This window comes from Gottfriedia acidiceleris, assembly GCF_050457485.1.
GTDB classification, from domain to species: Bacteria; Bacillota; Bacilli; order Bacillales; family Bacillaceae_G; genus Gottfriedia; species Gottfriedia acidiceleris_D.
In genome coordinates this window covers 18,068-44,909 of record NZ_JBCMJM010000018.1, presented here as the reverse complement: position 1 = coordinate 44,909, position 26,842 = coordinate 18,068, and the positions used below count along the sequence as shown (strand labels likewise).

Below are 26,842 nucleotides of genomic sequence, written 5' to 3'. Positions count from 1 at the left end.
GGTAGTGAAAATAGCTCTAATTGCTCACGATAAGAGAAAAGACGCATTAGTAACTTTCGTTCAAGAAAATGAATCTTTTTTTCAGCAGCATGAACTATTTTCAACAGGTACTACAGGACTACGTGTAATGGAAAATACAGCTTTAAAAGTTTATCGTTTTCAATCTGGTCCACTCGGAGGAGATCAAGAAATAGGTGCATTAATTGCTAAAGGGAAAATGGACGCGATTTTCTTTTTTAGGGATCCATTAACTGCTCAACCGCATGAACCAGATGTAAATGCTTTATTAAGGCTATGCGATGTTTTTCATGTCCCGGTGGCAACGAACATTCAAACCGCTAAGGCAGTTGTGAAATTTTTTAGTTAGTTTGAAAGAGAGTGAGATAAGTGGAATATTTTGATGTACTAGCATTTGGAGCGCATCCAGATGATGTTGAGATTGGAATGGCAGGCACGATTGCTAAGTTTACTAAGTTAGGCTATAAGGTTGCTATTTGTGATTTAACTGAAGCGGAGCTCTCATCAAATGGGGATACTTTTATTAGAAGAAAAGAAGCTGAAGAAGCAGATAAGATTTTAGGGGTTTCAAAGCGTTTTAATTTATCATTACCAGATAGGGGGCTATACTTATCTGAGGAAGCGATTAAACAAGTAGCTGCTTTAATTCGAATGACGAAGCCTAGTATTATTTTCTCGCCATATGAAGTGGATCGTCATCCTGATCATGGTAATTGTACAAAAATAGTAGAAGAAGCTGTATTTTCATCTGGGATTAGAAAATTTAATGTAAATACAAATCATGAAGCTCACAAGGTAAAATACGTTTTTCAATATATGATTAATGGGTTTCATCGACCTAATTTTATAGTTGATGTTTCAGAAACGATTGAAGTCAAAAGAGCAGCTTTAGAAGCATATGAAAGTCAATTTACTCCGGGTCCAGATGGTGTAGTTACGCCATTAACAAATGACTATGTAAATAGCGTAATTGCTAGAGAGAAAATTTTTGGGAAAGAAGCTGGAGTGCCATATGGGGAAGGGTTTATGACAAAGAGACCACTCCTTTTAAATGCAGATTGGTTAGTTTAAGAAGAAATGAAGAAGTTTAGGAGAGATAAAATGAAATTAAAAATTGGGATTACATGTTATCCTTCAGTAGGCGGTTCTGGTGTGATTGCGACTGAGCTAGGAAAGTTATTAGCAGAACTAGGACATGAAATTCATTTTATTTCATCAAGTATGCCGTTTCGTTTAAATAAAGTATATCCTAATATTTATTATCATGCAGTTGAAGTAAATCAGTATTCAGTTTTCCAATATCCTCCATATGATTTAGCATTGGCGAGTAAGATGGCTGAAATTGCAAACCGTGAAAAATTAGATATTTTACATGTACATTATGCGATTCCGCATGCAATATGTGCTGTTCTAGCAAAACAAATGATTCATCACGATATTAAAATTGTAACGACATTACATGGTACAGATATAACAGTTCTTGGTTATGATTCATCTTTAACAGAGTTAATTAAGTTCGGGATTGAAAAATCAGATGTTGTAACTGCGGTCTCAAATGATTTAATACGTCAAACTGAGGAATTAGTTAACCCTGATAAAGAATTACAAACTGTGTATAATTTTATTGATGAAAGAGTGTATTACAAAAGAAATTGCCGGGCATTAAAAGCAGAGTACGGGATTAGGGAGCATGAAAAAGTCATTATACATATTTCTAATTTCCGCCAAGTTAAACGAACAAAAGATGTAGTAGATGTATTTAACTTAGTAAGAAAAGAAATACCATCCAAGTTATTATTAGTTGGTGATGGTCCGGAAATCTCAAGTTTATGTAAATTAGTAAGAGAGCTTGGTATTGAGGATGATGTTTTATTTTTAGGAAAGCAAGAAAATGTTGAAGAGTTACTTTCAATGAGCGATATAAAATTACTTCTTTCGTCAAAAGAAAGCTTTGGTTTAGTATTACTTGAGGCGATGGCTTGTGGAGTTCCATGTATCGGTACTAGAGTTGGTGGGATTCCAGAAGTAATCGAACATGGAGAAAACGGATTTATTTGTGAACTTGGAGATATTGAACAAATCGCTTATTATACACTCAACTTATTACAAGATGAAGAACTATATAAACGCATATCAAGTCGCGCGATTGAAATTGTTAAAGAAAGATTTCAATCAAATAAAATCGTTTCACAATATTTATCCATTTATAATGAGTTATTAGGAATGAAATAATATGGAAATTTTTGATAAAGCAAAGCCGATATTAGATAAATTAATAAAAAATGGCTTCGAGGCCTATTTTGTCGGCGGTTGTGTAAGAGATAAATTATTAAATAGAACAATTGGAGATATTGATATTGCAACTTCAGCTTTACCTGAAGAGGTTATGTCAATATTTCCAAAAACAGTTCCTACCGGATTACAGCATGGAACGGTTTTAGTTATACAAAATAGTGAGCCATATGAAATTACAACATTCCGAACTGAATCAACATATCATGATTTTCGTAGACCATCGGAGGTTACATTCGTAAAATCAATCGAAGAAGATTTAAAACGAAGAGATTTTACAATGAATGCCATTGCTATGACGACAAAAAATGAAATAATAGATCCTTTTAATGGTACAATTGATCTTTATGATGGGTTAATTAGATGTGTCGGTGAAGCTAAGGAAAGATTTCAAGAAGATGCTCTTAGAATGCTAAGAGGTATACGGTTTGTAAGCCAATTAGATTTTCGTTTACATGATGAAACGTTTAACGCAATTAAATCAAATAAACATTTAATTGAAAATATAGCGATTGAACGCATTTCGGTTGAAATAGAAAAAATGTTAATAGGAAAGTCGCCTAAAAAAGGCATCGGACTATTAATACAAACAAATTTAGTAAATCATCTTCCAAGCTTAAAAGAATTTACAAATCAGTTTAATGATCTATTAGAACTTCCTATTCAATCATTAAAAACAATTGAAGAGATTTGGGCGCTAATATTATATAAATGTAATTTTGATAACCCAGAACAGGTTTTAAGAAATTGGAAGATGTCGAATAGTCGCATGAAACAAATATTAAAGATATATAATTTGTTAAATGAAACGGAAATTAAATGGAGCAATACAAAGTTATATCAAGTTGGATTACCGGATGCAATAAAATATGAACGTTTACAGTGTGTCATTGATAAGATAGATGCAAATGAATTTAATGAGGATTTATTAAAGACTTTATATAATCAATTACCGATTTATTCAAAGGCAGATATATGTATAACAGGTAATGATTTATTAGAATGGTCACAATTAAAAGGTGGTCCATGGTTGAAAGAAGTATTAAGTGAAATAGAATTTCAATTAGTAGAGAACCAGCTTGAGAATAACCAACTTGCTGTTAAGGAGTGGTTCATAAATTGGCTTCAAAAGTAAAAGAAAGAATTATACAATTGTTTACGGAAAATAGTAATGAATATTTATCAGGTCAATTTTTGAGTGATGAATTAGGAATTTCACGTACTGCAATATGGAAATACATGAAAGAATTGCAAGATGAGGGAATTGAAGTTGAAGCAGTTAGGAAGGTTGGATATAAAATAACAGGCAAATCTGATCGATTAACTCCAACGGATATTCAACTTGGTTTAGAAACGAAAAAATTCGGAAGAAATGTCGTATACAAAGAAGAAACTAATTCAACCCAAACGATAGCTAATGAATTAGTGCTAAATGATGCTCCAGAAGGTACGATCGTTTTGGCTGAGCGTCAATTATTAGGTCGAGGCAGATTACAAAGAAACTGGTTAACTTCAGATGGAAAAGCAATTGCGATGAGTGTTATCCTTAGACCAGCTATTTCACCTAGAGTAGCACCACAGCTAACATTATTAACAGCTGTAGTCATTGCTTCAGCAATCGAAAAAGTGACCGGTTTACATCCCAATATAAAATGGCCAAATGATATTTTAATCAATAATAAAAAAGTTTGTGGAATATTAACTGAAATGCAAGGTGACGCTGATTGCATTAAAAGCGTTGTCATAGGTATTGGGATCAATGTAAATCAAGTTGAAGAAGATTACCCATTAGAACTGTCAGATATCGCTACATCATTACGTATTGAAAAAGGACAAACCTTTATGAGAGCTAATTTAATTCAAGCTATTTTAGCTGAATTTGAAAAGTTCTATGAAATATTTTTAGAAAAAGGATTTAAACCGATAAAAATTTTATGGGAAAGCTATGCAATTTCGTTAGGGAAACAAATAAAAGCCACGACTTTAACCGAAGAAATTGTCGGTAATGCCATTGGAATTACTGATGAAGGTCAATTATTAATTGAAGACCACTTAGGTAATGTTCATACAATTTATTCAGCGGATATTTCGATAAATAAATAATTTAATACTAAATAAAACAACTCTCTTTTTATATTTGAAGGAGAGTTATTTTATTTGCTGTATAATTGTCACGTATATTTGTAAATAATACCAAGTTTTTTCTTTACTTAATTGCTATTCTTACTATAAACTGTAGTGGAAGGGTCGCGACTATCGCTGATACTTCAAGGGTGGTATCTGAATAGGGTCAATCAAACTTTAGTATCCTAAGAAGAACTACACCAGGTTTTAAAAAATCAATTCTAAAAATGTGTCTGCCTTGATCCTATAAGGGACTGGGACAGAGGAATGAGACGGTTTACAATTTTCCTTTGTTCTCTTTTGAGCAAAGTTTTTTTATTGTAGCCCCCATTTCCTCTTCATTTAAAAGGAGGAAAAAAGATGAAAACAACAAAAGATTTTTTAAACATGAAACAAAATAATGACCCAATTGTCATGATTACTGCTTATGATTACCCTTCAGCACTATTAGCAGAAGCTAGTGAAGTAGATATGATTTTAGTCGGTGACTCACTTGGGAATGTTGTCCTAGGATATGATTCTACAATTAAGGTTACTGTAGATGACATGATTCATCACTCAAAAGCAGTTAAGCGCGGGGCAAAAAATACGTTTATTGTGACAGATATGCCATTCATGTCTTACCACTTTTCAAAAGAAGAGGCTTTACGTAGTGCATGTCGCATTATGCAAGAAGGTGATGCGCACGCTGTTAAGGTTGAAGGCGCGGATGAAAATGTTTTAGAAGTGATTAAAGCATTAACAATCGCAGGAGTACCAGTTGTAGCTCATTTAGGATTGACTCCTCAATCTGTAGGTGTATTAGGTGGGTATAAAGTTCAAGCACGTGACTCTGAAAGTGCGATGAAATTGTTTAATGATGCAAAAAAATGTGAAGAAGCAGGAGCATTTGCAATCGTACTTGAATGTGTACCAAAGCAAATTGCAAAGGATATTACTAAAGATCTTTCCATTCCAACAATAGGAATAGGTGCCGGTGTTGATACAGATGGTCAAGTACTTGTTTACCATGATTTAATAACATATGGTGTTGGTCGAGTAGCTAAGTTTGTTAAGCAGTATGCAGATGTATCTACAACAATTGAAAATGCAATTGCTTCATATGTACAAGAAGTTAAAACTAGACAATTTCCAGATACTAAACATTCGTTTACGATGAAAGAAGAACAGTTAAAGGCATTATACGGGGGAAGTTCGCAATGAAAGTGTTTCACACGATAAATGATTTAAGAAATGAATTGAAAATTCACAGAAAAAATGAAAAATCGATTGGATTTGTTCCAACGATGGGGTTTTTACATGAAGGCCATGCGTCATTATTAGAAGAAGCTAGAAAAAATAATGATATCGTCGTTTTAAGTATTTTTGTTAATCCGACTCAATTTGGCCCAAATGAAGATTTTGATCGATATCCAAGGGACTTTGAAAGAGATGAAAAAGTTGCACTAAATGCTGGTGTAGATTGCCTCTTTTATCCAACAGTTGAAGAAATGTATCCAAATGAATTAAAATCAACAATGAAAGTAACAAAACGAGTAGATGTCCTTTGTGGCGAAAAAAGACCTGGACATTTTGATGGTGTTGCTTTAGTTGTAACAAAATTATTTAATATTGTTCAACCAGACCAGGCTTATTTTGGATTAAAGGATGCTCAGCAAGTTGCTGTAATTGAAGGTTTAGTTGAAGACTTTAATATTCCTGTAAAAATTAATCCAGTTCCAACTATTAGAGAAGAAGATGGATTAGCTAAAAGTTCTAGAAATGTCTATTTAACAGACAAAGAAAGACAAGAAGCACCAGTTCTTTTTAAAAGTTTACAAAAAGCAGTTGAAGATATAAAAAATGGGAATTTAAATCCAGATCAACTGCAACAAAATATTATTTCTACAATACAAAGCGAAACATCTGGAACAGTAGATTACGTAAGTATTTATTCTTATCCAGATTTAGAGCCTTTAAATAAAATAAATGGAAAAGTAATTATTGCGTTAGCAGTAAAATTTTCTAATGCTCGCTTAATCGATAATATTTTAATTTCTATTTAAGGATTGAACAACTAGGGGGAAATGACATGATTCGCACAATGATGAGAGCAAAACTTCATAGAGCTACAGTTACAGAAGCTAATTTAAATTATGTTGGAAGTATTACAATTGATCAAGATTTAATGGATGCTGTAGATGTACTTGAAAACGAAAAAGTTCAAATTGTAAATAATAATAACGGTGCACGACTTGAGACATATGTTATTCCAGGAAAACGTGGAAGTGGTGTAATTTGTCTTAATGGTGCAGCGGCTAGATTGGTCCAAGAAGGCGACAAAGTAATTATTATTGCATATGGTCAGGTAGAGGAAGAGAAACTGGATCAACATGAACCAAAGATTGCTATTTTAAATGATGCAAATGAAATTGTCGAAATGATTGGCAAAGAAATTGCAGGAACAGTTAAGTAAAAAGTCAAAGTATTTAACAGACAAGTGAAACACCGAAGAAAACGAGCGTTTGAGGGCAATTTGAAATCCCCTTCTTTAGGGGATTTTTTTGTTGGTTGTATTGTTTAATCTGTTTATGCAAAATAATATCTATATAGAGAATTTGGAGGTGGCAAAATATGAATAAATTTGTGGTCGTTGACTTAGAAACAACCGGAAATAATAATAGAGGTCAAGATCGAATTATTCAAATTGCAGCCTTTTTATTGGAAAGTGGAGAAGTTATTGAACAGTTTTCAAGTTTTATTAATCCAAATATGAATATTCCAACCTTTATTTCCGAACTAACAGGGATTTCAGATGAAATGGTTCAATATGCTCCTCAATTTGAACAAATAGTTGAAGAATTATACCCGATGTTTAATGACGCCTATTTTGTTGCACACAATGTGCATTTTGACTTAACATTTTTGCAAAAAGAATTTGAGCGGATTGGTTTACCAAAAATTTCTCCGTTAGCTATTGATACAGTTGAGTTAACAAGAATTTTATATCCAACATTAACTAGTTATAAATTATCTGATTTAGCAAAAGTATTCAATATACAACATGAAAACCCTCATCAAGCTGATAGTGATGCTGAAGTAACTGCCGAATTATTAACAATTTTATTAAAAAAACTTGAGAGCTTGCCATATGCATCATTAAAAATATTAGAAAAACTTAGCACTAGTTTTAAAAGTGACATTACATACTATATTTCGGATTTACTTCAAAAGCAATCTGAGTCATTTTCAAATGAATCTGTTGATTATGAAGAATTTAGACGAATAGCTCTTAAAAAAAGAAGATTTAGTTTACCTCAAGAGGAAGAAGATTTCGTAGAATTCGACGAGCATCTTAAACGTGAACTTGTTGATCAGATGGCTGTGGAAATTCCAAATTTTATAAAAAGAGATGAACAGTTTGCATATATGCACGATGTATTCGATGCATTTAGCCAGAATAATATTCTCTTAGCTGAGGCTGGAACAGGAGTAGGCAAGACATTTGGTTATTTAATTCCATCAGCATTTTTCTCAAAACAATTTGGCAAACAAGTGGTCATCAGTACAAGCACCATCTCGTTACAAAAACAATTACTTAAAAAACATATAAAAACAATTGAAAAAATAGTTCCATTTCAGTTGAAAATAGCTTCTATACAAAGTAAAAGAAATTATCTATGTCTGCAAAAATTTGAATATATTGTTGGAGAACAATTTGATGATAATTACGATAGTATTTTATCGAAGGCTATGATAACAGTTTGGTTAACTGAAACTGAAAATGGAGAATTAGATGAATTATCACTTCCTTCAGGTGGCGTACATTTATGGGAGCGTGTTTGTTGTAACGAAGAAAGTGAAAATAAAAGAACAAATCCTTGGTTTCATAAATGTTTTTATCAAAAGGCTAAAAATCAATTAATGTTAGCCGATATAATTATTACAAACCATGCATATTTATTGTCTACTTTAAAAAATAAAGATCACTTAATTAATTCTGTCAAAACGATTGTAATTGATGAGGCGCATGCTCTTGAGGAGACAGCATCAAAAACTTTTGGAATCACTTTCTCTTGCTTAAAATATTATCAATATTTAAGTAGATTAAGTACTACTGATAGTAATGAACTTGTACACCGATTATATAAATTTGATGAGGGAATACCAAATCGTGAAAAATGGTGGAAAAAAGTTGATCATTTAGTAAAAGAAATAAAGTATGAATCAGAAGAGTTATTTAGGTTATTACGTGATTTTATTTTAAGTAAACAAAATGAACTTGATAAAGAAAACATTAGACAGTCAATTACATTAAGTGATAAAAATACTGCTAGCCAAAATTGGAAGGTTATTCAAGAATGTGCAAATAGATTAATGCATGTGAATAACACTTTATTCACGGGTTGCGAGCAATATTTGAATTTAATTGAAGATAATAAGGTATCAGCGTTTCACCGTTCAATCGTAACGGAGTTTAAAATGATTATTGACCAATTAAAAAACATGAAAAATGGTCTTTATGAAATATTATTCGATAAAAATGATCATTATATTTGCTGGATGGAAACTGAAGCAAAAGGTTCATTTCATACAACGATGCTTTATAGTGAGAAAGTTGAAAATGCAGATTTAATACAAAATTATTTAATTAGTGAAAGAAATTCTATTGTACTTACATCCGCTACGATGTCGATTGATTCATCCTTCTCATTTATAAAGTCATCATTAGGAATTAGTGAAAATATTAATGTCATTGAAAAAATATACCCTGTCCCAACTGATTTTGCCCAGGGGATGAGAGTGTATATTCCATCAGATTTAATGGGAATAAAAGAGATTACACAAGAAGAGTACGCATTACAAACTTCGAATACAATTCGAAAAATTGTTTCGGAAATAAAAGGTAGAACATTAGTTTTATTTACAGCTTTTGATTTATTAAAACAGACTTATGATCAATTAATACAAGATTTAGACTCACTGAATTCATCTGTATTAGCTCAAGGTGTTTCTCCTGGAGGAAAACAAAAGTTAATAAAACAGTTTTTACAATCTAAACAAACAATTTTATTAGGTACGAACACTTTTTGGGAAGGAATTGACCTACCTAATGAAGAATTAGATTGTTTAATCATTGTACGCTTACCGTTTACAAACCCTGAAAAGCCTATGTTTATTGCTAAATCAAATTTATTAAAAAAAGCTGGAGAAAATTCTTTCTCAAGTTTGGCTTTACCATTAGCAGTATTTAAGTTTAGACAAGGTTATGGTCGTCTAATTCGAAATGAAAAAGATCAAGGTTCATTATTTGTTTTAGATAATCGCATAATAAATACTAGTTATGGATCAGAATTTTTAAAGTTAATCCCGAAAAACAAAATAAAAATTAATACAATTGATGAATTATTAAAAGATTTTTAGTAGTTTTTCAAAATTTAGCATGAGAATAGTAGGGGATTTAAGGTTAGACGTGTGGTATAATGACATAAATTGTAATGTATTTATAATACATTTTTAGGAGGAGCAACATGAATTCAAATATTGAAGTATTATCAACAACAAAAATTGAATATACTAGAGATTTATACAAAATTGTTGATAGTTTAAATCGTACTTTAAAAGAAAAAGATTTAATGTTTGGACTTGCACTTGATAAAGAAGATCAAGAATATGCGGTATTTACAATTTATCGAACATAAATGAGGTATATATGAAAAAATGGTTAGTCATCCTTGGATTAAGCATCATTTTTCTTTCATTATTTTTAATCGCCACATATCAATCATCAATTTCAAAGCTAAATGATGATAAAAAACATGCCGAAGAGCTTATTTTAAATCAAGGGTATTTAAAATCTGTGGAAACATCTGATTATTTCCATGGAAAAGAACAAGCGATCGTTGTAAGTGGTAAAGATGATGCAAATAATGAAATGATCGCGTGGGTACAGGATGGAGAAGTTATTACACGAAAGAAAAGTGAAGGATTGACTCAAAAACAAATCATTGACAAAGTAGTCAGTGAAAGAAACCCAAAAAAAATACATAAAGTAAAGTTAGGAATAGAGAACAAAATACCACTTTGGGAAGTAGTATATATAGACCAAAACGGCCGATATAATTTTTACTACGCTGCTTTCGAAAATGGAGAGCTTTTAAAACGTTATAGTATTTAGGGGGAAATTAACAAGATGAAACTAGCAAAAAGAGTAAGTGCACTAACACCATCTACAACACTAGCTATTACAGCAAAAGCAAAAGAGATGAAAGATCAAGGAATTGATGTAATAGGATTAGGAGCAGGTGAACCTGATTTTAATACACCAGTTGAAATTATTGAAGAAGCTTATTCAGCAATGCTTAAAGGCCAAACTAAATATACTCCTTCAAACGGTTTACCAGCTTTAAGAAAAACCATTTGTGATAAGTTATTGAAAGATCAAGGATTAATCTATTCTCCAGGAGAGGTTGTTGTAACAAATGGTGCAAAACATGCACTTTACACACTTTTCCAAGCGATTTTAGATCCAGGTCACGAAGTAATTATTCCGACACCTTACTGGGTAAGCTATCCTGAGCAAGTTATATTAGCAGAAGGTGTACCAGTATTTATTGAAGGGTATGAACATCAACAATTTAAAGTAACACCTGATCAAATCGAAGCAGCGATTACAGAGAATACAAAAGCGATCATTATTAATTCACCAAGTAATCCAACTGGTATGATTTATGATGAGCAAGAATTAAAAGCAATCGGAGAAATTTGTTTAAAACATGATATATTAATCGTTTCTGACGAAATATATGAGAAATTAGTATATGATGGTGCAAAACATGTTTCAATTGCTTCATTAAGCCCAGAGCTTAAAGAGCAAACGATTATTATCAATGGTGTATCAAAATCTCATTCAATGACAGGATGGAGAATTGGTTATGCTGTTGGTAATAAGGAAATAATTAATGCCATGACAAATCTTGCTAGTCACTCTACTTCAAATCCTACTACAATGGCTCAAATAGCTACGATTAAAGCATATGAGTTAGGCGATGGTCCTGTTGAAGAAATGAGAGTAGCGTTTGAAGATCGTTTAAATAAAACGTACGAGCGTTTAATTACAATTCCAGGATTTAGCTGTGTTAAACCGAATGGTGCATTTTATTTATTCCCAAATGTGACTGAGGCAGCTAAAATGGCTGGATATCAAAATGTAGATGAATTCTCTACTGAATTACTTGAAAAAGCTAATGTAGCGGTAATCCCTGGTTCAGGATTTGGTTCACCTGATAATATCCGCCTATCATATGCAACATCTCAAGTACAGTTAGATAAAGCTTTAGATCGCATTGAGCAATTTATGAAAGCAAGTATCTTAAGTTAATTTCAATCAGTTGAAAACACATATTTTTAAACACTGAAGCTAAGCATTTGCTTAGCTTTTTTCAATATTTGTTAGAATTTTAAGCACCACTAAGCAAAAGTATTCCATCTTTATTAAACAGACTATATCCTTAATTAAATAATTTATTAGTTGGTTTTTTAAATACTAAATAGATATACTAAAATAGAGGTGTGATTTACATGCCTCTATTTATTTTTATTTCACGAGTTTCTTTTACTGTATATTTTATGTAATCATGCTATACTATGCTAGAGGTGTTCGAAGTGAATAATAATAGCATTCTAAACTGGATTCAATTTGGGAATATTAGTATTCCAAATATACTTCTCAGTCATTATTCTTCTTTAAACATAAGTGAAGAAGAACTAGTCATGATTCTACAGCTTTACTCTTTTCAACAACAAGGTCATACGTTTCCAACACCTACTCAATTAGCAAAGATTATGTCAATAAATGAACAAAAATGTATGGAAGTTATTCGAGAACTTCTAAAAAAAGGTTTATTAGAAATTACAGAAGAAATTGACCATCATAATTTACGATGTGAGGCGTATTCACTTTCTCCGTTATGGTTAAAATTAATTGATTTGACCCAGAATGGTCAACAATCAAATGAAAAACATACTATTCCTTCAATTATTGAACAAGAAGAGGAATCAATTTACTTAGTGTTTGAAAAAGAATTTGGTAGATTATTGTCACCTTTCGAGATTGAAACTTTAACAATGTGGATGGACCAAGATGATCATAATGAAAAACTAATAAAAACTGCACTTAAAGAAGCTGTCATAAGTGGGAAATTAAATTTTCGTTATATAGATCGAATTCTTTTTGAGTGGAAGAAAAATGGAATAAAGCAAGTAGACCAAGCAATGAATTATAGTAAGCATTTTAGAAAGAAAGAAACAAGGGAACCACAAAACGAAACAAAGTATACAGGATCAATTCCTTTTTATAATTGGCTTGAAAAATAAAGCGAGGACATGCTCCTCGCTTTATTGTGTAAACAATGTACAAAAATTTGAACAGAATGTCTGAAAGCGTTTGTCTTTCGAGGCGTGAAGCCTGGTGAGGAGCGGAGTTACCTTTAAACGGTAATGAGCACCACAGTCAGGTGGAACAACGAAGAAAGCGAGCGGTTGGCGGGCAGTCTGAAGCGAGGACATGCTCCTCGCTTTTGTTTAGTAAGGAGTGTTTTGAGATGTTAAATAAACAACAAATAAATGAGGTTCTTAATATAATTGGTGATATGTTCCCCGATGCACATTGTGAATTAAACCATAAGAATCCGTTTGAATTAGTAGTAGCGGTTGCTTTATCCGCTCAATGTACTGATGTTTTAGTAAATAAAGTGACAAAAAATCTATTTGAAAAATATAAAGAACCTCAGGATTATTTAAAAGTTTCTTTAGAGGAATTACAAAATGATATTCGATCAATCGGTCTTTTCAGGAACAAAGCAAAAAATATCCAAAAATTAAGTGAAATGATTATTAATGAATTTAATGGAGAAGTTCCACGTACTAGAGAAGAGCTTGTAAAATTGCCTGGAGTTGGTAGAAAGACAGCTAATGTAGTAATGTCAGTCGCATTTAATATTCCAGCAATCGCAGTAGATACTCATGTTGAGAGAGTTTCAAAAAGATTAGCTATATGCCGTTGGAAAGATTCTGTTTTAGAAGTAGAAGAGACATTAATGAAAAAAGTTCCAATCGAGGACTGGGGAGTAACTCATCATCGACTCATATTTTTTGGTAGATACCATTGTAAAGCTCAAAGGCCGAGTTGTGAGGTATGTCCTTTACTTGATATGTGTAGAGAAGGAAAAAAACGAATGAAAGTGAAGAAAGTAAATGACAAATAATATTTATAAGGATTTTATTGTTACGCCATTTTATAAAGCAAATGGCAATGAACAAATAATCAATGAAGAACTTAAAATAAAAAATAAACCGTTTTTTTATGAAAGCAATCAGATTCTAGTTAATGAGAGCTCTAACATCCCGAATGAAAGTGATGAAATTATTAAAGAGATGTTTAATGAATGGAAAGAGGAATCTGAACACATTTCTAATTACTTTAAACAACGGAATCGAAAACTTGCGAGTGAGCCGATGATAAGAGGATTAGCTAATTTTATATCAATACTTACATGGTTAAATGGCCAAATGCTGCTAAATTTAAATAATTTATTACTTGAGTTAGATAAATTAAAAATTAAGCCAATCAATTTAGACGAGCGTATTAATTTTTTATTAAATCAACCAGATCACTATCACTCATTCATTCAACTTTCGGGCTTATATACAGAGTTGGAAAAGCTTTATTATAAGCAAAAAATAACCTCCTCAAGATGAGGAGGCTTTTTTAGATTTAGAGTAAATTGATTATACTTAGGCTCCAATGTTTAGATTAATTACATAGAAAAACCTCCTCAAAAAACGAGGAGGTTTTTAATTTATGCAATAATATTACGTTCCAACTTATTAAATCGATTATTAGAGTATGAATCTGTGTTATACGAAGTTGGATTCGTATTAGTTGGTTTTGATGGTTTAGTTGGATCTGGCGTAGTAGGTGGAGTAGTTGGATTTGTATTACCATCTCCAGTTCCGCCACCATCACCATCACCAGTACCCGTGCCAGTACCGTCACCAGTGCCCGTGCCAGTACCGTCACCAGTACCCGTGCCAGTGCCGTCACCAGTACCCGTGCCAGTGCCGTCACCAGTACCCGTGCCAGTGCCGTCACCAGTACCCGTGCCAGTGCCGTCACCATTGCCGTTACCATTGCCGTTACCATTACCGTTGCCATTACCATTACCATTGCCATTACCGTTGCCATTACCGTTATTATCAGCCGGTGGGGTAGTAGGCTCTTTGGTAGTAGTTAAATCGACTGTAACAGTAACCGCAGCACTCTTGGTTTCGCCATTAGTTGCTACGATCGTAATTTTTACTTTGTTTCCTGCTACGATACCATTAATTTTTGCTGATGTTCCATTTACTTTTTGAGTTTGGCCTTTAACACCGTTAATATCATAGTTTACTTCAAAAGTAGTAGAAGCAAGTAACTCAGCAGGATACTGCCAATTTAACGAAACACTGCTCGTTTTTTCATCATATTTCGCTGTAACACTTTTAGCTGGATCTAACGTATCTGGTGTTGGTAGATCATCCATTTTTTCACCTTTAATATATAATTCGTCTTGTACTTTTACAACTGAACTTGGTTTATGGAACTCAGACGAACGATCAGCTGTTGCTGCTAACATATCTCTAGCAATATATTTAGCTAAATTTGTTGATGTTTTACTTAAATAATGACCTTCTTTATTTTTCTCATAACCAGTCCAAACCGAAATCGTTACATCTGGAGTATAACCAACAAACCAACTATCTCGAGTTGCGTTTGAAGGGAAGCCATATTTGTCTTTTACTTCTTGTGGATAGTTTGTAGTACCAGTTTTACCTGCCATATCAAGTCCAGGTACATTAGCTCTACCACCCGTACCACCTGGAGCCTTAACAACGTCACGTAGCATGTCTGTAATCATATATGCAGTGTAATCGCTCATTGCTTGTTTTGGTTCAGGAGCTAATACTTTTTCAGTTTTATCTTGATAGATAATTTTTGTAACAGCATGTGGTTTTATATATACACCGCCATTACCGAAGGCTGCATATGCACCTGCCATATCCATTGCAGATACACCGGTAAATCCACCGATTGCATGAGACTCATAAAAACTGTCCTTTTGAAAGTTAAATCCAAGTCCGTTACCAAATTCACGTGATTTATCTAATCCAACTTGCTGCATTGTTTTTAATGCAGGAATATTTCTTGAACCGATTAACGCCTTACGAATCGATAATTTACCTTTATATGATTTATCAGCGTTTCGAATAGGTGTCCCATCAGAATATTGATATGGCTCATCAACAAGTTGATGATTAGTAGACCATTTTAAATATTGTATCGCAGGACCGTAGTCTAGGATTGGTTTAATAGTTGATCCAGGTTGTCTTTTAATGTCTGTTGCAAAATTTAGACCACCACTTGTTGTGTTTCTTCCAGCACCTACAGCTTTAATTTCACCTGTTTTAGTGTCAGTTAATACAAAACCAGTTTGGAAATCATCACTAGGATAAAAATCAGATCCGCGATTAATAATTTCATCTGCTTTAGCCTGTGCTTTTGGATCTAAAGTTGTTTCAATTGTTAATCCATCTGTATTTATATCTGCATCACCGTATTTTTTTACCTCATCCATAACGACATCAATGAATGCTTGATACTTTGTTTGGCCACTTTCATGAACTTTAACTATTGATTTCTCTGGAATTGCTTTCGCATTAGCATATTGTTCATTAGTTATATATCCATATTTTTTCATCTGGCTTAATACAACATTTCTTCTTGCTTCTGATTCAGCTGGATGTTTTGCTGGATTGTAGTTATTTGGACTTTGTACCATACCAGCAAGTGTAGCTGCTTCAGGTAATGTAATTTTCGATAAATCTTTACTAAAATATGTTTCACTTGCTTTTGCTACACCATAAACCCCTCGGCCTTTTAAACCATTTGAGAAGTAAACTTTATTTAAATACATTTCTAAAATTTGTTGTTTAGAATATTTTTGTTCAAGCTGGAATGATAAATACCATTCTTGTACTTTACGTTTAATTGTTTTTTGTGGAGACAAGAATGAGTTTTTGACAACTTGTTGAGTAATTGTACTACCACCTTGTGATCCAAATCCACCAGTAATATTAGCTAAAACTGCGCCAAGCACACGGCGGATATCAACACCTTTATGCTTATAAAAACGTACGTCCTCAGTAGCTATAAATGCATCTTCTACTACTTTAGGAATCTCGTTATATGAAACTTTCGTTCTTTGTTCAGTTCCTAGCTCAGCAATAACATTCCCATTTTTATCTAGAATCGTAGACGATAAAGGTACTTTAAGCTTTGATTCATCAAGTTTAGGTGCATCACTTACTAAATAATAGAAAGTTCCAACTCCACCAAGAATACAAAGTACCGCTAAAGTTAATATTGATAAAGTAATCTTTTTCCATAAACCTTCACGTTTTTTTGGTTTGACATTTGAAGGCTTTTCCATTTCCATTTGTTTTCGTTCTTGTCGTGAACTATACTCTTTTGCCATTTTTTTGTTTCTCCTGCCTTTCAAATGAACTTAATGAAATTATTAAAATATTAAATTACAAAAAGTTCATCGATACATTTTAAGTAAGGAACAATGATTGGATAACTTGGTTTAAGTAACGTTCCATACTCTTTGCATTCTTCTCTAGAAATTGATTTTCTTCCACCATCTGTTTGCCTTTTCCAAAAGGTAAGAATATCAGTTGCTTTCATAAAATAAATTTCATTATATAATGAAAATTTTAATATGACAAACGAAATTCCACCGTGATTCAGTACATTTTCCATATGCTCTATTTGGTGTAAATGGAAATTTTGTAAAGGAAAACTAGTTTTATTATTGGTTTCCTTAGCTTCAAAATCAATATACTTCCCTTTATAGATGCCATTATAGTCGGTAGTTGATGGTTGCTTAAAATAGGCTTCTCTAATAACTGCAGCACTTCTTTTTGGATAGTCTACTTTTACGATTTGTACAGGTGTTGGTTTTTTATGTATGTTTGCGATGTTATTTGATAAATAATACGTATTAGTAGCATTTAAATCATCTTCAAGGGACATTCCGCGATTACTATAAGTATTATTTGGTTTTACTTGTATTTCGTTATTTTTTTGACTTTTTTGGACTACATTATTTCTTCGATTTGGGTAACTTATTGTCATAAAACCAACTCCACATTAATTTACATACATCTCGTATTATAGCACTAAAACAGATGTTCGTGTAAAAAAATACCAGATTGCTTGGGGTGAGTCAATGAATGCAAACCATGAAAGCTGGAAAGGTTTCATAAAAGAAAGAAGAGAAGCTCACAATTTATCACAGGAAGAAGCAAAACTTATTAATTTAATAAAGAAAGAAACAGTTAAATATAATGCTGATAATATTTCCAGAACGATTGCATACCAAGAATATTTTTTAAGACAAAGTGAAATAGAGTGGTCTTTTTTAGCAAGTATGGTGTCACGTAATGCAGGCTACAACATGACAGATTTGGAAAACCAAATCTTCGTTAAAGGACTAAGTATAAAACAAAGAAAACAGCTTTTTATGACGTATGAACGGGCAAATTGGATTATTTTTTTAGATGCATTTCCACAGTTACTTCTTTTTGAATATTCAAAAGTGAATAATAAGCCATTTTTCTATTTATTGAAATATTTTTCAGTATCTAGTTTTATGGAAATTGAATGGGAGAAATTTTGGACGGATCGTGAAAAGAAAAGATTAGTTTATTCATTGATCATTAATGAACAAAATATGATTGAAAGACCAGTCATCCAAAATAAATTTTTTAAAAGTGAAGTTTTTAATTCTTTAGCATTTAAACTTCAAGAACAATTAAAACTTAGTTATGTTATATTTCCAACAAGAAATGGTGAACTATATGGACTCGGTGTTTACCAATTTGAAGATTTAACGAAAAGGATTCAAATTGGTAAACAATTATATTCAATTTTATTTCATGAGGATTTATACAATGAATTTATTGATTTTGCTATGCAAACTATTCACACAGGTAGTAGAAGTGATTATGAAGGGTTAGTTGGAATTACAAGTTCAAATAATCCGAAATTAAGAGATGTTTATCCAATAATTCCTCACACACGAACTGTTGAGGATGATTGGTATACAAATAGTAAAATTTTAAATGGATGGTATGAATTTGAGGAAGTTATTAATGGAGATAGTTTTAAGCAATCTTTTTTAATAAAGCAAGAGCTGCTTGGTTCATTGTTAAAATTGAAATCGTTCTTTCAATAAAAATGTTAGCTTTTTTTCACACTATTGAAAAACAAACCTTGTCAATTAATGACCAAATTTTCGTAAAAGGAGTTTAATGTTGTTGATTTCCACTACGGGTTGCTCGCTTTCCATGGGGCGAGANNCAATCAACTTATTCAATCAAAAAAAGTCTGCAATAAATCCTAATCAAATAGCCTTTACTTAGAGTAACATACCTGTATATTAATCAGCTTGTAGGTCAATTAATATCGAACTTTAATTAAACTAATCAATTGAATTTGTTTTTCTAAAAATTAGCTCATATATTTTTAACTTCTGAAAAAAATCATAAGTAGTGTTATTGGAATCATAAAATTGCTCAAACATATTAACATTTAAAACCATTAATAGATCATCCAAAAAATGATAATTTCATCATTAAATAAATGTTCATTTAATGTCTGTTTTTACCTATTGACCAATTTATATTTCAACACTCAGAAAAAGCTAGCACACAAATGCTAGCTTTTTACTTTGAAATCGATTTTTCAATAGAAGAATGTCAATCAAAATCGAGTGGTTCCCAATGTTTATGTAGCAGGGAAATTAGGACCATCTAATTTTGGATTACCAGTTTGTTGACTTTTACTTTTTTCTTGTTTTTTCTTTTTTTCATTTTTGTTTTTTGCCATTTGAAACACCTCCATGTAATATACCTTTCCCAATTCTGTTCCACGTTACAAGTTTTTTTGTCGAAATTATAGATGAAAATACCTTTATTCACTTTGTTTAGCGAAATAGTTCTAGTTTTGTCACTAGGGAAGGAGGTAGATGAACTGTTGTTGAATTTATTTTGTAAAGAAAATTTAGAAAATTAGGAAGAGGAGTTGAACTGTATGGAGTTAATTCAAAGAGATGATTTTTTTCGAGCAATTGATGAATTTTTAAATGAGGTTGAATTTATTGAGCACTCCTTAGCTTTAAGAATTGATCAAAAATGTGATGAAGAAAAGAATTTACTTTTAAATAAGATCCAGTCAACAACAGTGCATCTTCATCATTTTGAAAAGAAAGTAAGTCAAGCAAAAGAGGGTGGTAGTTGGATCTCAACACCATTTTTAGGAAGACAATTAGCATTTAATATTTAATAAATAGATATAAGGTAAAACATATTTGTTTTGAATGAAGGGATAAGAGAATAATGGAATTAAATAAAGCGATACACTTTTACAATTTAGTAAATGTGTATCGCTTTATTTCTTATAATATTATATGCCCGATTACTAAATTGGCTTACAAGCGCCAAATAGTTCAAGTTCTTTAACTAATTCTCTGTAATGTTGAATAGTAACCTCACCATTTAGGTAATTTTGTTGTAAAAAGTCCATTAATTGATTAAAGTCAGTTGGTTCGAAACTTTTTGATGAAATAAACTTCCTCTTTAATTCTTGTAAAGTCATTATTACCCCTCCAACATTAAAATTTAATTAACAACTTGTATAACTAAATAAAATGTACCATAAATATTTAAAATTTAAATTTTTTTAAAAATTTAAACTTCCGACATATTATGACAAATAGTGCATAAGATAATAGAAGTAACAGAATAGGCATTTGTAACATATTTATAAATGAGAAAACTTATAATGGATGTGAGAATATGAAATCTCAAATGTTTCCTCCAAATCATTCAGATAACAGCTTTGAATGGTTTAGAAAGCAAAATCAAATGATTGATGAGAATTTTAATTTTCCCGAAATGAATCAAATATCTAATGAAAATCAGCGTTATTATGGAAATACAATTCAACCTTTTTCCCAAAACCCTACTATGAATACACTACAACCGCCAGTTCAATCGCAACAGACACAATCGACTCAACTAACACAACCAGCTCTACCAACACAATCTACTCAACCAATCCAACAATCACAGATGATTGAGTCATCTCCTTATGGGGGAACATCAATACAAACAAGTAGTTATGATCAAAGTCAAATGCAGTATGCAGTACCACAACACTTTTCAATGCAGCATCCTACAGTATCATATAACCAAGGGTATCAATACGATTCTAATTATTACGGAATGATGCAAAACCAATATCCATATATGCCAATGTATCCTTCACAATTCGGTCATCAAACGAACTATTTAAGTAGCCCTCAAAATCACCAGTATTCAATGCAACCTCAACATGCTCAAATGTTGCAACAAGGTCCATTTACAACTCCACCAATGTTTGCGCCTAGTACACCTTATCCAACTCAACCCAAAAAATTAAACCAGCAAAATAATAATGGTCAATCTTTTCAGTTTTCATCAATATTAAATCAATTTAAAAATGGTTCAGGTTCATACGATGTCCCAAAAATGATGTCTACTGCAGGTCAAATGATGAATACGATGAATCAAGTAGGTGGACTATTTAAACAAATAGGGGTTTTATTCAAATAAAAAAGCCAGGATTTCCTGGCTTTTTTATATCGTATAAAGAATTTACCTTCTATACAATTAATCATTTCTAGATAAAGAATGTACAAGCTTGTAGCGGTCTGCTCTATATACAGTCAGTTCGTATTCTAAAACTTTGCCACTTCTCAAATATGTTGTTCGATAAATTGCTAATACGGGACAATTCGGCGGAATTTCTAATAATTGTGCTTCTTCTTCAGAAGGCATTCTAGCTTGAATCGATTGATCAGCATATTGAATAGGATCTGGAATATTGGCATTTACATAATCAAAGAATGATTTTTCTAAAACACTTTGATTTAGGTTTGGAGCTATATCACATGACACGTGGATACTTTCAATCGACATAGGAATAGAGTCTGCTAAACGGACCCGTTTTATAAAAAAAATAGGATCGTTTTCTTTAATCTTTAGTATATTGGATAATGCTTTATCAGAATTTAAAATATCAAATTGAACTAATCTACTACTAGGTTTTAAACCTCTTTCAATCATCTCTTCTGTGTAACTATTTAATCTACTAATTTTTTTTTCAACTTTTTGACGACTAACAAATGTACCTTTACCTTTTTGTCTGTAAACAATTCCTTCTTGAACTAAATTATTTAATGCTTGTCGAACGGTCATACGAGATATTTGGAATTTCTCTGAAAACTCTCTTTCTGATGGAATCAATTCATCAGCAGGGTATTCACCTGATGCGATTTTACATTTTATGTATTCTAATAATTGATGATAAATTGGTATTGGGGAATTTTTGTTAATCATTTTTTACTCCTTGAATTGCAATAATTATCTATATTTAAAACGATTTCATAACTCATTTTAAAGGAATAAAATGCTTTCGGCAATCATTGTGTATACTCGCAAAAATCAGAATATTTAAACTTTTAAACATTATTAATTTTATTGTTGTGAAATATGTTCAAACCTAATAAAATAAAAAAGTTGACATTAAAGTATATTTAGGATATTGGAGAGGATAATTTTGAACAAAATACTTTTTTTATTTTTTTTCACAATTACATTAACATTAATTATTTTTACGAGTTTTAAACAAGCTTTGTATGTAATTTTATCATAAAATTTCGACGAAAAAATTTTAACAATAATATTCCTATCACAATAACTAATCTAAAGGGAATAAAATATCCTCTATTAGCAGCAATCAAATATTGAAATATTGATCTTAAATTGGTCTTAATAGTTGATTTCCACTAAGCTTATGACTACTATGCAAAGTTAAATATTAGATTCCCTCAATATAAATTTCTACATTTGAATATTATTTAAATAAATGATTTTTGCGAGATAAATATACTTACAATATTTATTTGTTACTAAATATTTGAAATAAAGCAGAGTATTTAATAAAATAAAATTTAATTTGTGGAAGAACTTTTAGTTCTTCCTAATTTATTATTGTGAGGTAATATGAAGATACTACTTATATCTGGTTATAAATCATTTGAATTAGGAATTTTTTCGAATAAACACGATGCAGTTAAGTACATAAAAAAAGCAATAAAAAATAAAATACTTTTATTTTTAGATGAACTAGAATGGATTATTATTTCAGGGCAAATGGGTACTGAATTATGGGCTGCAGAAGTAATATTCGAGCTTCAGCTTGATTATCCCGAATTAAAGTTAGGTATTTTTACACCGTATGAAGATCAAGAGAAAAATTGGAATGAAGCAAATAAAGAATATTATAATGAAATCTTAATTGGGGCAGATCACGTCGACTCAATTTCAAGAAAACCATACGAATCACCATTACAGCTAAAAGCAAAAAATGAATTTTTAGTTAGTAAAAGTGACGGATGTATTTTATTTTACGATAATGAAAAAGAGGGTAGTCCTAGATATTTATATGATTTAGCATACAAGAAAAATGAACTATTTAATTATCCTTTAGAAATCATCACATTTGACGATTTACAAGTGATTGCAGAAGAGTCATTTGAGAATGATGACAATAAATATAGGGAATTATAGAATAGATAATTGACAATTTATGAAGAGTTTGAAAAAATAGAAGGTAAATATTTCTAAATGTTTTGGGGTGACACACATGGAATCAACAAAAATAAAACTAAGTATAAAAGATATCCTAAATAAAGAGTTTAAAGTTTCAATGCGAGGATATAATCAAGAGGAAGTGGATCAATACTTAGACACTATCATTAAAGATTATGAATCGTTTCAAAATCAAATCGTAGCCCTACAACAAGAAAATGCAAAGTATAAAAAATTGTTGGAGGACCAAAAGAACACAGCTACACCTCCACCATCACCTTTTAATAATACGAATACTGATGTTCTAAAAAGATTATCAAATTTAGAGAAGCATGTTTTTGGTAGTAAACTATTCGAATAATTTTAACTTAATTTATATTTTAAGAAAGCATTGCAAACTTAAGTATAATTTACTATACTAATAAATGTTCGTTTCAATATGTTCGGGTAATCGCTGCAACGCTTGACGTTGTTGAGGAAAGTCCATGCTCGCACAGTCCTGAGATGGCTGTAGTGTTCGTGCCTATCGAAGTCATAAGATAGGGTAGCTGTGTAAACAGCTAACGGCAGGGAACGGACCTAAGTCCTTTATGGATATGGTTCTACTACCTTTAAAGTGCCACAGTGACGTAGTCCTCGAAGAAATGAGAGGAGTGGAACGCGGTAAACCCCACGAGTGAGAAACCCAAATTATGGTAGGGGAATCCTTTCAAAGGAATTGAACAGAGAAAGGGACAGATTATTCTGTAGATAGATGATTACCACCTTGTAGTACGAGGCGAGAGCCGCTTGAAGTACGAATGGTACAGAACATGGCTTACAGAACATATGAAATGATGAAACTGCTTAAAAACTCTTCATTCTATGGAGAGTTTTTTGTAATTTCGACGTAAATTGTTCATAATGAAAATAGGAATCAAAATGAAAATATGAAAAGAAAAGTTCATTCTTAGTTTGAATGAGATAGGTGGTTAAATTGGCGAAATATACATTAATTGCTACTGCTGCAATGGGGATCGAAGCTCTAGTCGCTAGAGAAATAAAAAGCCTAGGGTTTGAAGATGTAGTAGTTGAAAATGGTCGAGTATTATTTAAAGCGGACGAAGCTGGAATTGTGAAAGCGAATTTGTGGCTTAGAACAGCTGACCGAGTGAAACTACGTGTTGGTGAATTTAAGGCAACCTCATTTGATGAATTATTTGAAAAAACAAAAGCCTTACCTTGGCATCTGTTTATACCAAGAAATGGTCAATTTCCTGTGTCAGGAAAATCGCATAAATCAAAATTATTTTCAGTATCTGATTGCCAAGCAATCGTCAAAAAAGCAATTGTTGATAAATTAAAAACAATCCAAAATATTCAAGGTATGTTAATTGAAGATGGTCCATTATTTCGAGTAGAAGTTTCTATTTTAAAAGATATCGTAACATTAACGATTGATACTACTGGTCGTGAAGGTTTACATAAAAGAGGATATCGTGTAGATCAAGGTGAAGCACCATTAAAAGAAACACTTGCGGCTTCATTAGTATTACTAACGAATTGGAATGCTGATTTACCTTTTGTTGATCCATTTTGTGGATCTGGTACTATTCCAATTGAGGCTGCATTAATTGGACATAATATTGCTCCAGGGTCGTTTAGAAGCTTTGCATCTGAAGATTGGCATTGGATCGGTAAAAAAAGATGGAATGAAGCAAGACAAGAAGCAGAAGACTTAGCAAATTATGATCAAAAACTTGAAATAATCGGATCTGATATTGATCATCGAATGATTAATGTTTCAAAAGCGAATGCTGATGAAGTTGGATTATCAGATTCGATTGCTTTTAAACAAATGCAAGTAAAAGATTTTACTACTAAATCTGAGTATGGGTATGTTGTTACCAATCCACCGTATGGTGAGCGATTAAACGATCGACCTTACGTGGAAAAGTTATATTCAGATATGGGGAATGTTTTTACAAAATTAGATACATGGTCAGCGTATGTACTAACTAGTCATGAGGGATTTGAGCAATTTTACGGTAAACCAGCAACAAAAAAACGTAAATTATTTAATGGTTTCATTAAAACTGACTATTATCAATACTTTGGAAAAAGACCTCCAAGAAGAATCGAAGAGTAAAAAAGTTAAAAGGGTGTGCCCAATTGTCTTTTTAGACAATTGGGCACCTTTTTTATTTTTATTAACGTATTTCGTTAAAGTTTTTACGAACAAAACTTGAACAAAAATTGTATTCTTTTTGTTAACATTATAAATTTATTGCAGGTACAATTCTAAATCCGTGATTTTTTTCAAGTAAATGTGCAACATGCCAATTCGTTTCTGCAGTACTTTTATATTGAGTGACTAGATTATGGAATTCATCATTAGAGAAACTCTTTTCATGCTGAAGTAAATAAAGGTCTCTTACAACACTTATATCATCATTTGTATCAAAATTAGTCTGAATTAAAGAATATAAGTACAAATAAACACCTCCAAACTACCATTTTTATCATTATTTTATAGATTTCCCGATAATTCGAATGTTATTGCCAATAGATAATTATGAAATATAATCATTTTTCTTTTAAATGAAGAAAGATAATTTGGTACAATAAATCTAGAAAAATAAGCCAATTTAAAGGACTGATCAAAAATGAAAAAACCACGTATTGGAATGGTAGGATTAGGCAATATTGCACAAAAAGCATATCTGCCGATTCTTACAAAAGAAGAAAATTGGGATTTTATCGGTGCATTTTCACCAAATAAAGAAAACCGTAAGAAAATATGCTCACAATACCGAATTCAAGATTTTGAAAGTTTGGAATTTCTTGCAGAACAAAGTGACGCAGTATTTGTACATAGTTCAACTAGTTCACACTTTGAGGTTGTATCGTATTTATTAAATAAAGGTAAAGATGTATATGTTGATAAACCTCTAGCAGCTACATTGCCAGAGTCAGAAAAATTAACTGAATTAAGTATTAAACTAAATCGAAAACTTATGGTTGGATTCAACCGCCGATTCTGTCCAATGTATGTGCAGGCAAAAGAACAGGCAAAGAATATAGCGGTAATCAGATTTGAAAAACATCGAGAGAATAAAATTGGGTCTAATTCATTCGAGTTTACGATGTTGGATGATTATTTACATTTAGTTGATACCATTAGATGGTTTGCAGATGGAGAAGTTAACTTGTTTAATGGTAGAGTCAAACTTACTCATACTAATCAATTAGAGTATTCTACTCACCAATATGAATCGTTAAAAGGAACTACTATTAATACAGTAATGCACCGAATGGCAGGAACAAATCTAGAACGCTTAGAATTAATTACTGAAGGTTCGATTATAAGGGTAAAAAATATGAACAACTTTGAGGTGGAAAAAAATAACTCAATAAATAATTCGTTTTCATCATCATGGGACACAACATTAAAACAAAGAGGTTTTGAAGATTGCATCAACCATTTTATCAATTGCATACACTCTGATGAAATTCCATCAATTAATGGTGAAGAAGCATTAAAATCTCAAATGATTGTTGAAGAAATGATAAAACAAGCAAAAAGTTGGTAAAGTTAACTAAGGAGAGATTAGGGGTATTAAGAATTGAAAGCTTGGACATTTAATTCGTT

Annotated in this window: 27 protein-coding genes and 1 other RNA gene; 23 read left to right on the top strand and 5 right to left on the bottom strand. The window is 31.8% G+C overall.

Annotated elements, in window-relative coordinates; genetic code table 11:
• The first annotated feature begins 4 nt into the window (after positions 1-4).
• From mgsA to ABEY15_RS19445, 15 genes are all read left to right on the top strand, one after another.
• Positions 5-367 carry a methylglyoxal synthase gene (gene mgsA / locus ABEY15_RS19515; RefSeq protein ID WP_248268913.1) on the top strand — a complete coding sequence of 121 codons (363 nt, stop codon included), beginning with the start codon at positions 5-7 and terminating at the stop codon, positions 365-367.
• 20 nt (positions 368-387) lie between these two features.
• The gene (gene bshB1, locus ABEY15_RS19510) at positions 388-1,089 is read left to right on the top strand and encodes a bacillithiol biosynthesis deacetylase BshB1 (protein WP_429891761.1); all 702 of its coding nucleotides are present in this window, start codon (positions 388-390) and stop codon (positions 1,087-1,089) included.
• A 30-nt stretch (positions 1,090-1,119) separates the two neighbouring features.
• On the top strand, positions 1,120-2,250 hold the full coding sequence (gene bshA / locus ABEY15_RS19505) for an N-acetyl-alpha-D-glucosaminyl L-malate synthase BshA (protein WP_429891760.1): 1,131 nt from the start codon (positions 1,120-1,122) through the stop codon (positions 2,248-2,250).
• A gap of 1 nt (position 2,251) precedes the next feature.
• Positions 2,252-3,445, top strand: coding sequence for a CCA tRNA nucleotidyltransferase (locus ABEY15_RS19500; protein WP_429891758.1), 1,194 nt, complete (start codon positions 2,252-2,254; stop codon positions 3,443-3,445).
• Positions 3,430-4,413 (top strand): biotin--[acetyl-CoA-carboxylase] ligase, encoded by a 984-nt coding sequence (locus tag ABEY15_RS19495; RefSeq protein ID WP_429891757.1) that lies wholly within the window; start codon positions 3,430-3,432, stop codon positions 4,411-4,413. Before ABEY15_RS19500 ends, ABEY15_RS19495 begins: the two co-directional genes overlap by 16 nt.
• Positions 4,414-4,794: 381 nt before the next feature.
• Entirely contained in the window at positions 4,795-5,637 is an 843-nt protein-coding gene (gene panB / locus ABEY15_RS19490) for a 3-methyl-2-oxobutanoate hydroxymethyltransferase (protein WP_429891756.1), read from the top strand.
• On the top strand, positions 5,634-6,479 hold the full coding sequence (panC, locus tag ABEY15_RS19485; protein ID WP_429891755.1) for a pantoate--beta-alanine ligase: 846 nt from the start codon (positions 5,634-5,636) through the stop codon (positions 6,477-6,479). The genes panB and panC overlap by 4 nt, the downstream gene beginning before the upstream one ends.
• Before the next feature lie 26 nt (positions 6,480-6,505).
• A complete protein-coding gene (gene panD, locus ABEY15_RS19480) occupies positions 6,506-6,889 on the top strand; it encodes an aspartate 1-decarboxylase (RefSeq protein WP_025671415.1) in 384 nt (127 codons plus the stop codon).
• A gap of 158 nt (positions 6,890-7,047) precedes the next feature.
• Positions 7,048-9,837, top strand: a complete 2,790-nt coding sequence (gene dinG, locus ABEY15_RS19475; protein WP_429891754.1) for an ATP-dependent DNA helicase DinG — start codon at positions 7,048-7,050, stop codon at positions 9,835-9,837.
• A 107-nt stretch (positions 9,838-9,944) separates the two neighbouring features.
• A complete protein-coding gene (locus tag ABEY15_RS19470; RefSeq protein WP_082459338.1) occupies positions 9,945-10,115 on the top strand; it encodes a YpmA family protein in 171 nt (56 codons plus the stop codon).
• An 11-nt stretch (positions 10,116-10,126) separates the two neighbouring features.
• Positions 10,127-10,591 (top strand): DUF5590 domain-containing protein, encoded by a 465-nt coding sequence (locus tag ABEY15_RS19465; protein ID WP_429891753.1) that lies wholly within the window; start codon positions 10,127-10,129, stop codon positions 10,589-10,591.
• Positions 10,592-10,606: 15 nt separating this feature from the next.
• Entirely contained in the window at positions 10,607-11,794 is a 1,188-nt protein-coding gene (locus ABEY15_RS19460; RefSeq protein ID WP_429891752.1) for a pyridoxal phosphate-dependent aminotransferase, read from the top strand.
• A gap of 284 nt (positions 11,795-12,078) precedes the next feature.
• On the top strand, positions 12,079-12,789 hold the full coding sequence (locus tag ABEY15_RS19455; protein WP_429891751.1) for a DnaD domain protein: 711 nt from the start codon (positions 12,079-12,081) through the stop codon (positions 12,787-12,789).
• A gap of 227 nt (positions 12,790-13,016) precedes the next feature.
• A complete protein-coding gene (nth, locus tag ABEY15_RS19450) occupies positions 13,017-13,679 on the top strand; it encodes an endonuclease III (RefSeq protein ID WP_429891750.1) in 663 nt (220 codons plus the stop codon).
• Entirely contained in the window at positions 13,669-14,172 is a 504-nt protein-coding gene (locus ABEY15_RS19445) for a YpoC family protein (protein WP_429891749.1), read from the top strand. Before nth ends, ABEY15_RS19445 begins: the two co-directional genes overlap by 11 nt.
• Positions 14,173-14,273: 101 nt before the next feature.
• Here ABEY15_RS19445 and ABEY15_RS19440 read toward each other — a convergent pair whose 3' ends face one another.
• On the bottom strand, positions 14,274-16,988 hold the full coding sequence (locus ABEY15_RS19440; RefSeq protein WP_429891748.1) for a transglycosylase domain-containing protein: 2,715 nt from the start codon (positions 16,986-16,988) through the stop codon (positions 14,274-14,276).
• A gap of 50 nt (positions 16,989-17,038) precedes the next feature.
• A complete protein-coding gene (recU, locus tag ABEY15_RS19435; RefSeq protein ID WP_429891747.1) occupies positions 17,039-17,650 on the bottom strand; it encodes a Holliday junction resolvase RecU in 612 nt (203 codons plus the stop codon).
• A 94-nt stretch (positions 17,651-17,744) separates the two neighbouring features.
• On the opposite strand from recU, the gene ABEY15_RS19430 reads away from it, so the two are divergent.
• Complete coding sequence (locus ABEY15_RS19430) at positions 17,745-18,752, top strand: DUF2515 family protein (protein WP_429891746.1); 1,008 nt, start codon at positions 17,745-17,747, stop codon at positions 18,750-18,752.
• An 857-nt stretch (positions 18,753-19,609) separates the two neighbouring features.
• A complete protein-coding gene (locus ABEY15_RS19425; RefSeq protein ID WP_098234187.1) occupies positions 19,610-19,861 on the top strand; it encodes a hypothetical protein in 252 nt (83 codons plus the stop codon).
• Positions 19,862-19,996: 135 nt separating this feature from the next.
• Here ABEY15_RS19425 and yppF read toward each other — a convergent pair whose 3' ends face one another.
• A complete protein-coding gene (yppF, locus tag ABEY15_RS19420; protein ID WP_098234188.1) occupies positions 19,997-20,173 on the bottom strand; it encodes a YppF family protein in 177 nt (58 codons plus the stop codon).
• A 200-nt stretch (positions 20,174-20,373) separates the two neighbouring features.
• On the opposite strand from yppF, the gene ABEY15_RS19415 reads away from it, so the two are divergent.
• A complete protein-coding gene (locus ABEY15_RS19415) occupies positions 20,374-21,171 on the top strand; it encodes a YppG family protein (protein WP_429891745.1) in 798 nt (265 codons plus the stop codon).
• Between the two features lie 57 nt (positions 21,172-21,228).
• Here the strand turns inward: ABEY15_RS19415 and ABEY15_RS19410 are convergent, their stop codons facing one another.
• Complete coding sequence (locus tag ABEY15_RS19410; protein WP_429891744.1) at positions 21,229-21,957, bottom strand: GntR family transcriptional regulator; 729 nt, start codon at positions 21,955-21,957, stop codon at positions 21,229-21,231.
• Between the two features lie 666 nt (positions 21,958-22,623).
• Between ABEY15_RS19410 and ABEY15_RS19405 the strand changes: the two genes are divergently transcribed.
• The 4 genes from ABEY15_RS19405 (at position 22,624) to ABEY15_RS19390 (ending at position 25,339) form a co-directional block, all read left to right on the top strand.
• Positions 22,624-23,190, top strand: a complete 567-nt coding sequence (locus ABEY15_RS19405; protein ID WP_429891743.1) for a DUF1273 domain-containing protein — start codon at positions 22,624-22,626, stop codon at positions 23,188-23,190.
• A gap of 76 nt (positions 23,191-23,266) precedes the next feature.
• Entirely contained in the window at positions 23,267-23,572 is a 306-nt protein-coding gene (gene gpsB, locus ABEY15_RS19400; RefSeq protein ID WP_088010652.1) for a cell division regulator GpsB, read from the top strand.
• Between the two features lie 78 nt (positions 23,573-23,650).
• Positions 23,651-24,036: RNase P RNA component class B (gene rnpB / locus ABEY15_RS19395), an RNA gene on the top strand.
• A 151-nt stretch (positions 24,037-24,187) separates the two neighbouring features.
• On the top strand, positions 24,188-25,339 hold the full coding sequence (locus ABEY15_RS19390) for a THUMP domain-containing class I SAM-dependent RNA methyltransferase (protein ID WP_429891742.1): 1,152 nt from the start codon (positions 24,188-24,190) through the stop codon (positions 25,337-25,339).
• A gap of 127 nt (positions 25,340-25,466) precedes the next feature.
• Here the strand turns inward: ABEY15_RS19390 and ABEY15_RS19385 are convergent, their stop codons facing one another.
• Positions 25,467-25,685 (bottom strand): hypothetical protein, encoded by a 219-nt coding sequence (locus tag ABEY15_RS19385; protein WP_429891741.1) that lies wholly within the window; start codon positions 25,683-25,685, stop codon positions 25,467-25,469.
• 171 nt (positions 25,686-25,856) lie between these two features.
• Between ABEY15_RS19385 and ABEY15_RS19380 the strand changes: the two genes are divergently transcribed.
• On the top strand, positions 25,857-26,783 hold the full coding sequence (locus tag ABEY15_RS19380; protein WP_429891740.1) for a Gfo/Idh/MocA family protein: 927 nt from the start codon (positions 25,857-25,859) through the stop codon (positions 26,781-26,783).
• The last annotated feature ends 59 nt before the right edge of the window (positions 26,784-26,842 follow it).

Bases quoted from the DNA above. Each gene is read 5' to 3' on its own strand.
- bshA (WP_429891760.1), top strand. From the start codon at position 1,120: ATGAAATTAAAAATTGGGATTACATGTTATCCTTCAGTAGGCGGTTCT.
- ABEY15_RS19500 (WP_429891758.1), top strand. From the start codon at position 2,252: ATGGAAATTTTTGATAAAGCAAAGCCGATATTAGATAAATTAATAAAA.
- panB (WP_429891756.1), top strand. From the start codon at position 4,795: ATGAAAACAACAAAAGATTTTTTAAACATGAAACAAAATAATGACCCA.
- panC (WP_429891755.1), top strand. From the start codon at position 5,634: ATGAAAGTGTTTCACACGATAAATGATTTAAGAAATGAATTGAAAATT.
- panD (WP_025671415.1), top strand. From the start codon at position 6,506: ATGATTCGCACAATGATGAGAGCAAAACTTCATAGAGCTACAGTTACA.
- dinG (WP_429891754.1), top strand. From the start codon at position 7,048: ATGAATAAATTTGTGGTCGTTGACTTAGAAACAACCGGAAATAATAAT.
- ABEY15_RS19470 (WP_082459338.1), top strand. From the start codon at position 9,945: ATGAATTCAAATATTGAAGTATTATCAACAACAAAAATTGAATATACT.
- ABEY15_RS19465 (WP_429891753.1), top strand. From the start codon at position 10,127: ATGAAAAAATGGTTAGTCATCCTTGGATTAAGCATCATTTTTCTTTCA.
- ABEY15_RS19460 (WP_429891752.1), top strand. From the start codon at position 10,607: ATGAAACTAGCAAAAAGAGTAAGTGCACTAACACCATCTACAACACTA.
- nth (WP_429891750.1), top strand. From the start codon at position 13,017: ATGTTAAATAAACAACAAATAAATGAGGTTCTTAATATAATTGGTGAT.
- ABEY15_RS19445 (WP_429891749.1), top strand. From the start codon at position 13,669: ATGACAAATAATATTTATAAGGATTTTATTGTTACGCCATTTTATAAA.
- ABEY15_RS19440 (WP_429891748.1), bottom strand. From the start codon at position 16,988: ATGGCAAAAGAGTATAGTTCACGACAAGAACGAAAACAAATGGAAATG.
- recU (WP_429891747.1), bottom strand. From the start codon at position 17,650: ATGACAATAAGTTACCCAAATCGAAGAAATAATGTAGTCCAAAAAAGT.
- ABEY15_RS19430 (WP_429891746.1), top strand. From the start codon at position 17,745: ATGAATGCAAACCATGAAAGCTGGAAAGGTTTCATAAAAGAAAGAAGA.
- ABEY15_RS19425 (WP_098234187.1), top strand. From the start codon at position 19,610: ATGGAGTTAATTCAAAGAGATGATTTTTTTCGAGCAATTGATGAATTT.
- yppF (WP_098234188.1), bottom strand. From the start codon at position 20,173: ATGACTTTACAAGAATTAAAGAGGAAGTTTATTTCATCAAAAAGTTTC.
- ABEY15_RS19415 (WP_429891745.1), top strand. From the start codon at position 20,374: ATGAAATCTCAAATGTTTCCTCCAAATCATTCAGATAACAGCTTTGAA.
- ABEY15_RS19410 (WP_429891744.1), bottom strand. From the start codon at position 21,957: ATGATTAACAAAAATTCCCCAATACCAATTTATCATCAATTATTAGAA.
- ABEY15_RS19405 (WP_429891743.1), top strand. From the start codon at position 22,624: ATGAAGATACTACTTATATCTGGTTATAAATCATTTGAATTAGGAATT.
- gpsB (WP_088010652.1), top strand. From the start codon at position 23,267: ATGGAATCAACAAAAATAAAACTAAGTATAAAAGATATCCTAAATAAA.
- ABEY15_RS19380 (WP_429891740.1), top strand. From the start codon at position 25,857: ATGAAAAAACCACGTATTGGAATGGTAGGATTAGGCAATATTGCACAA.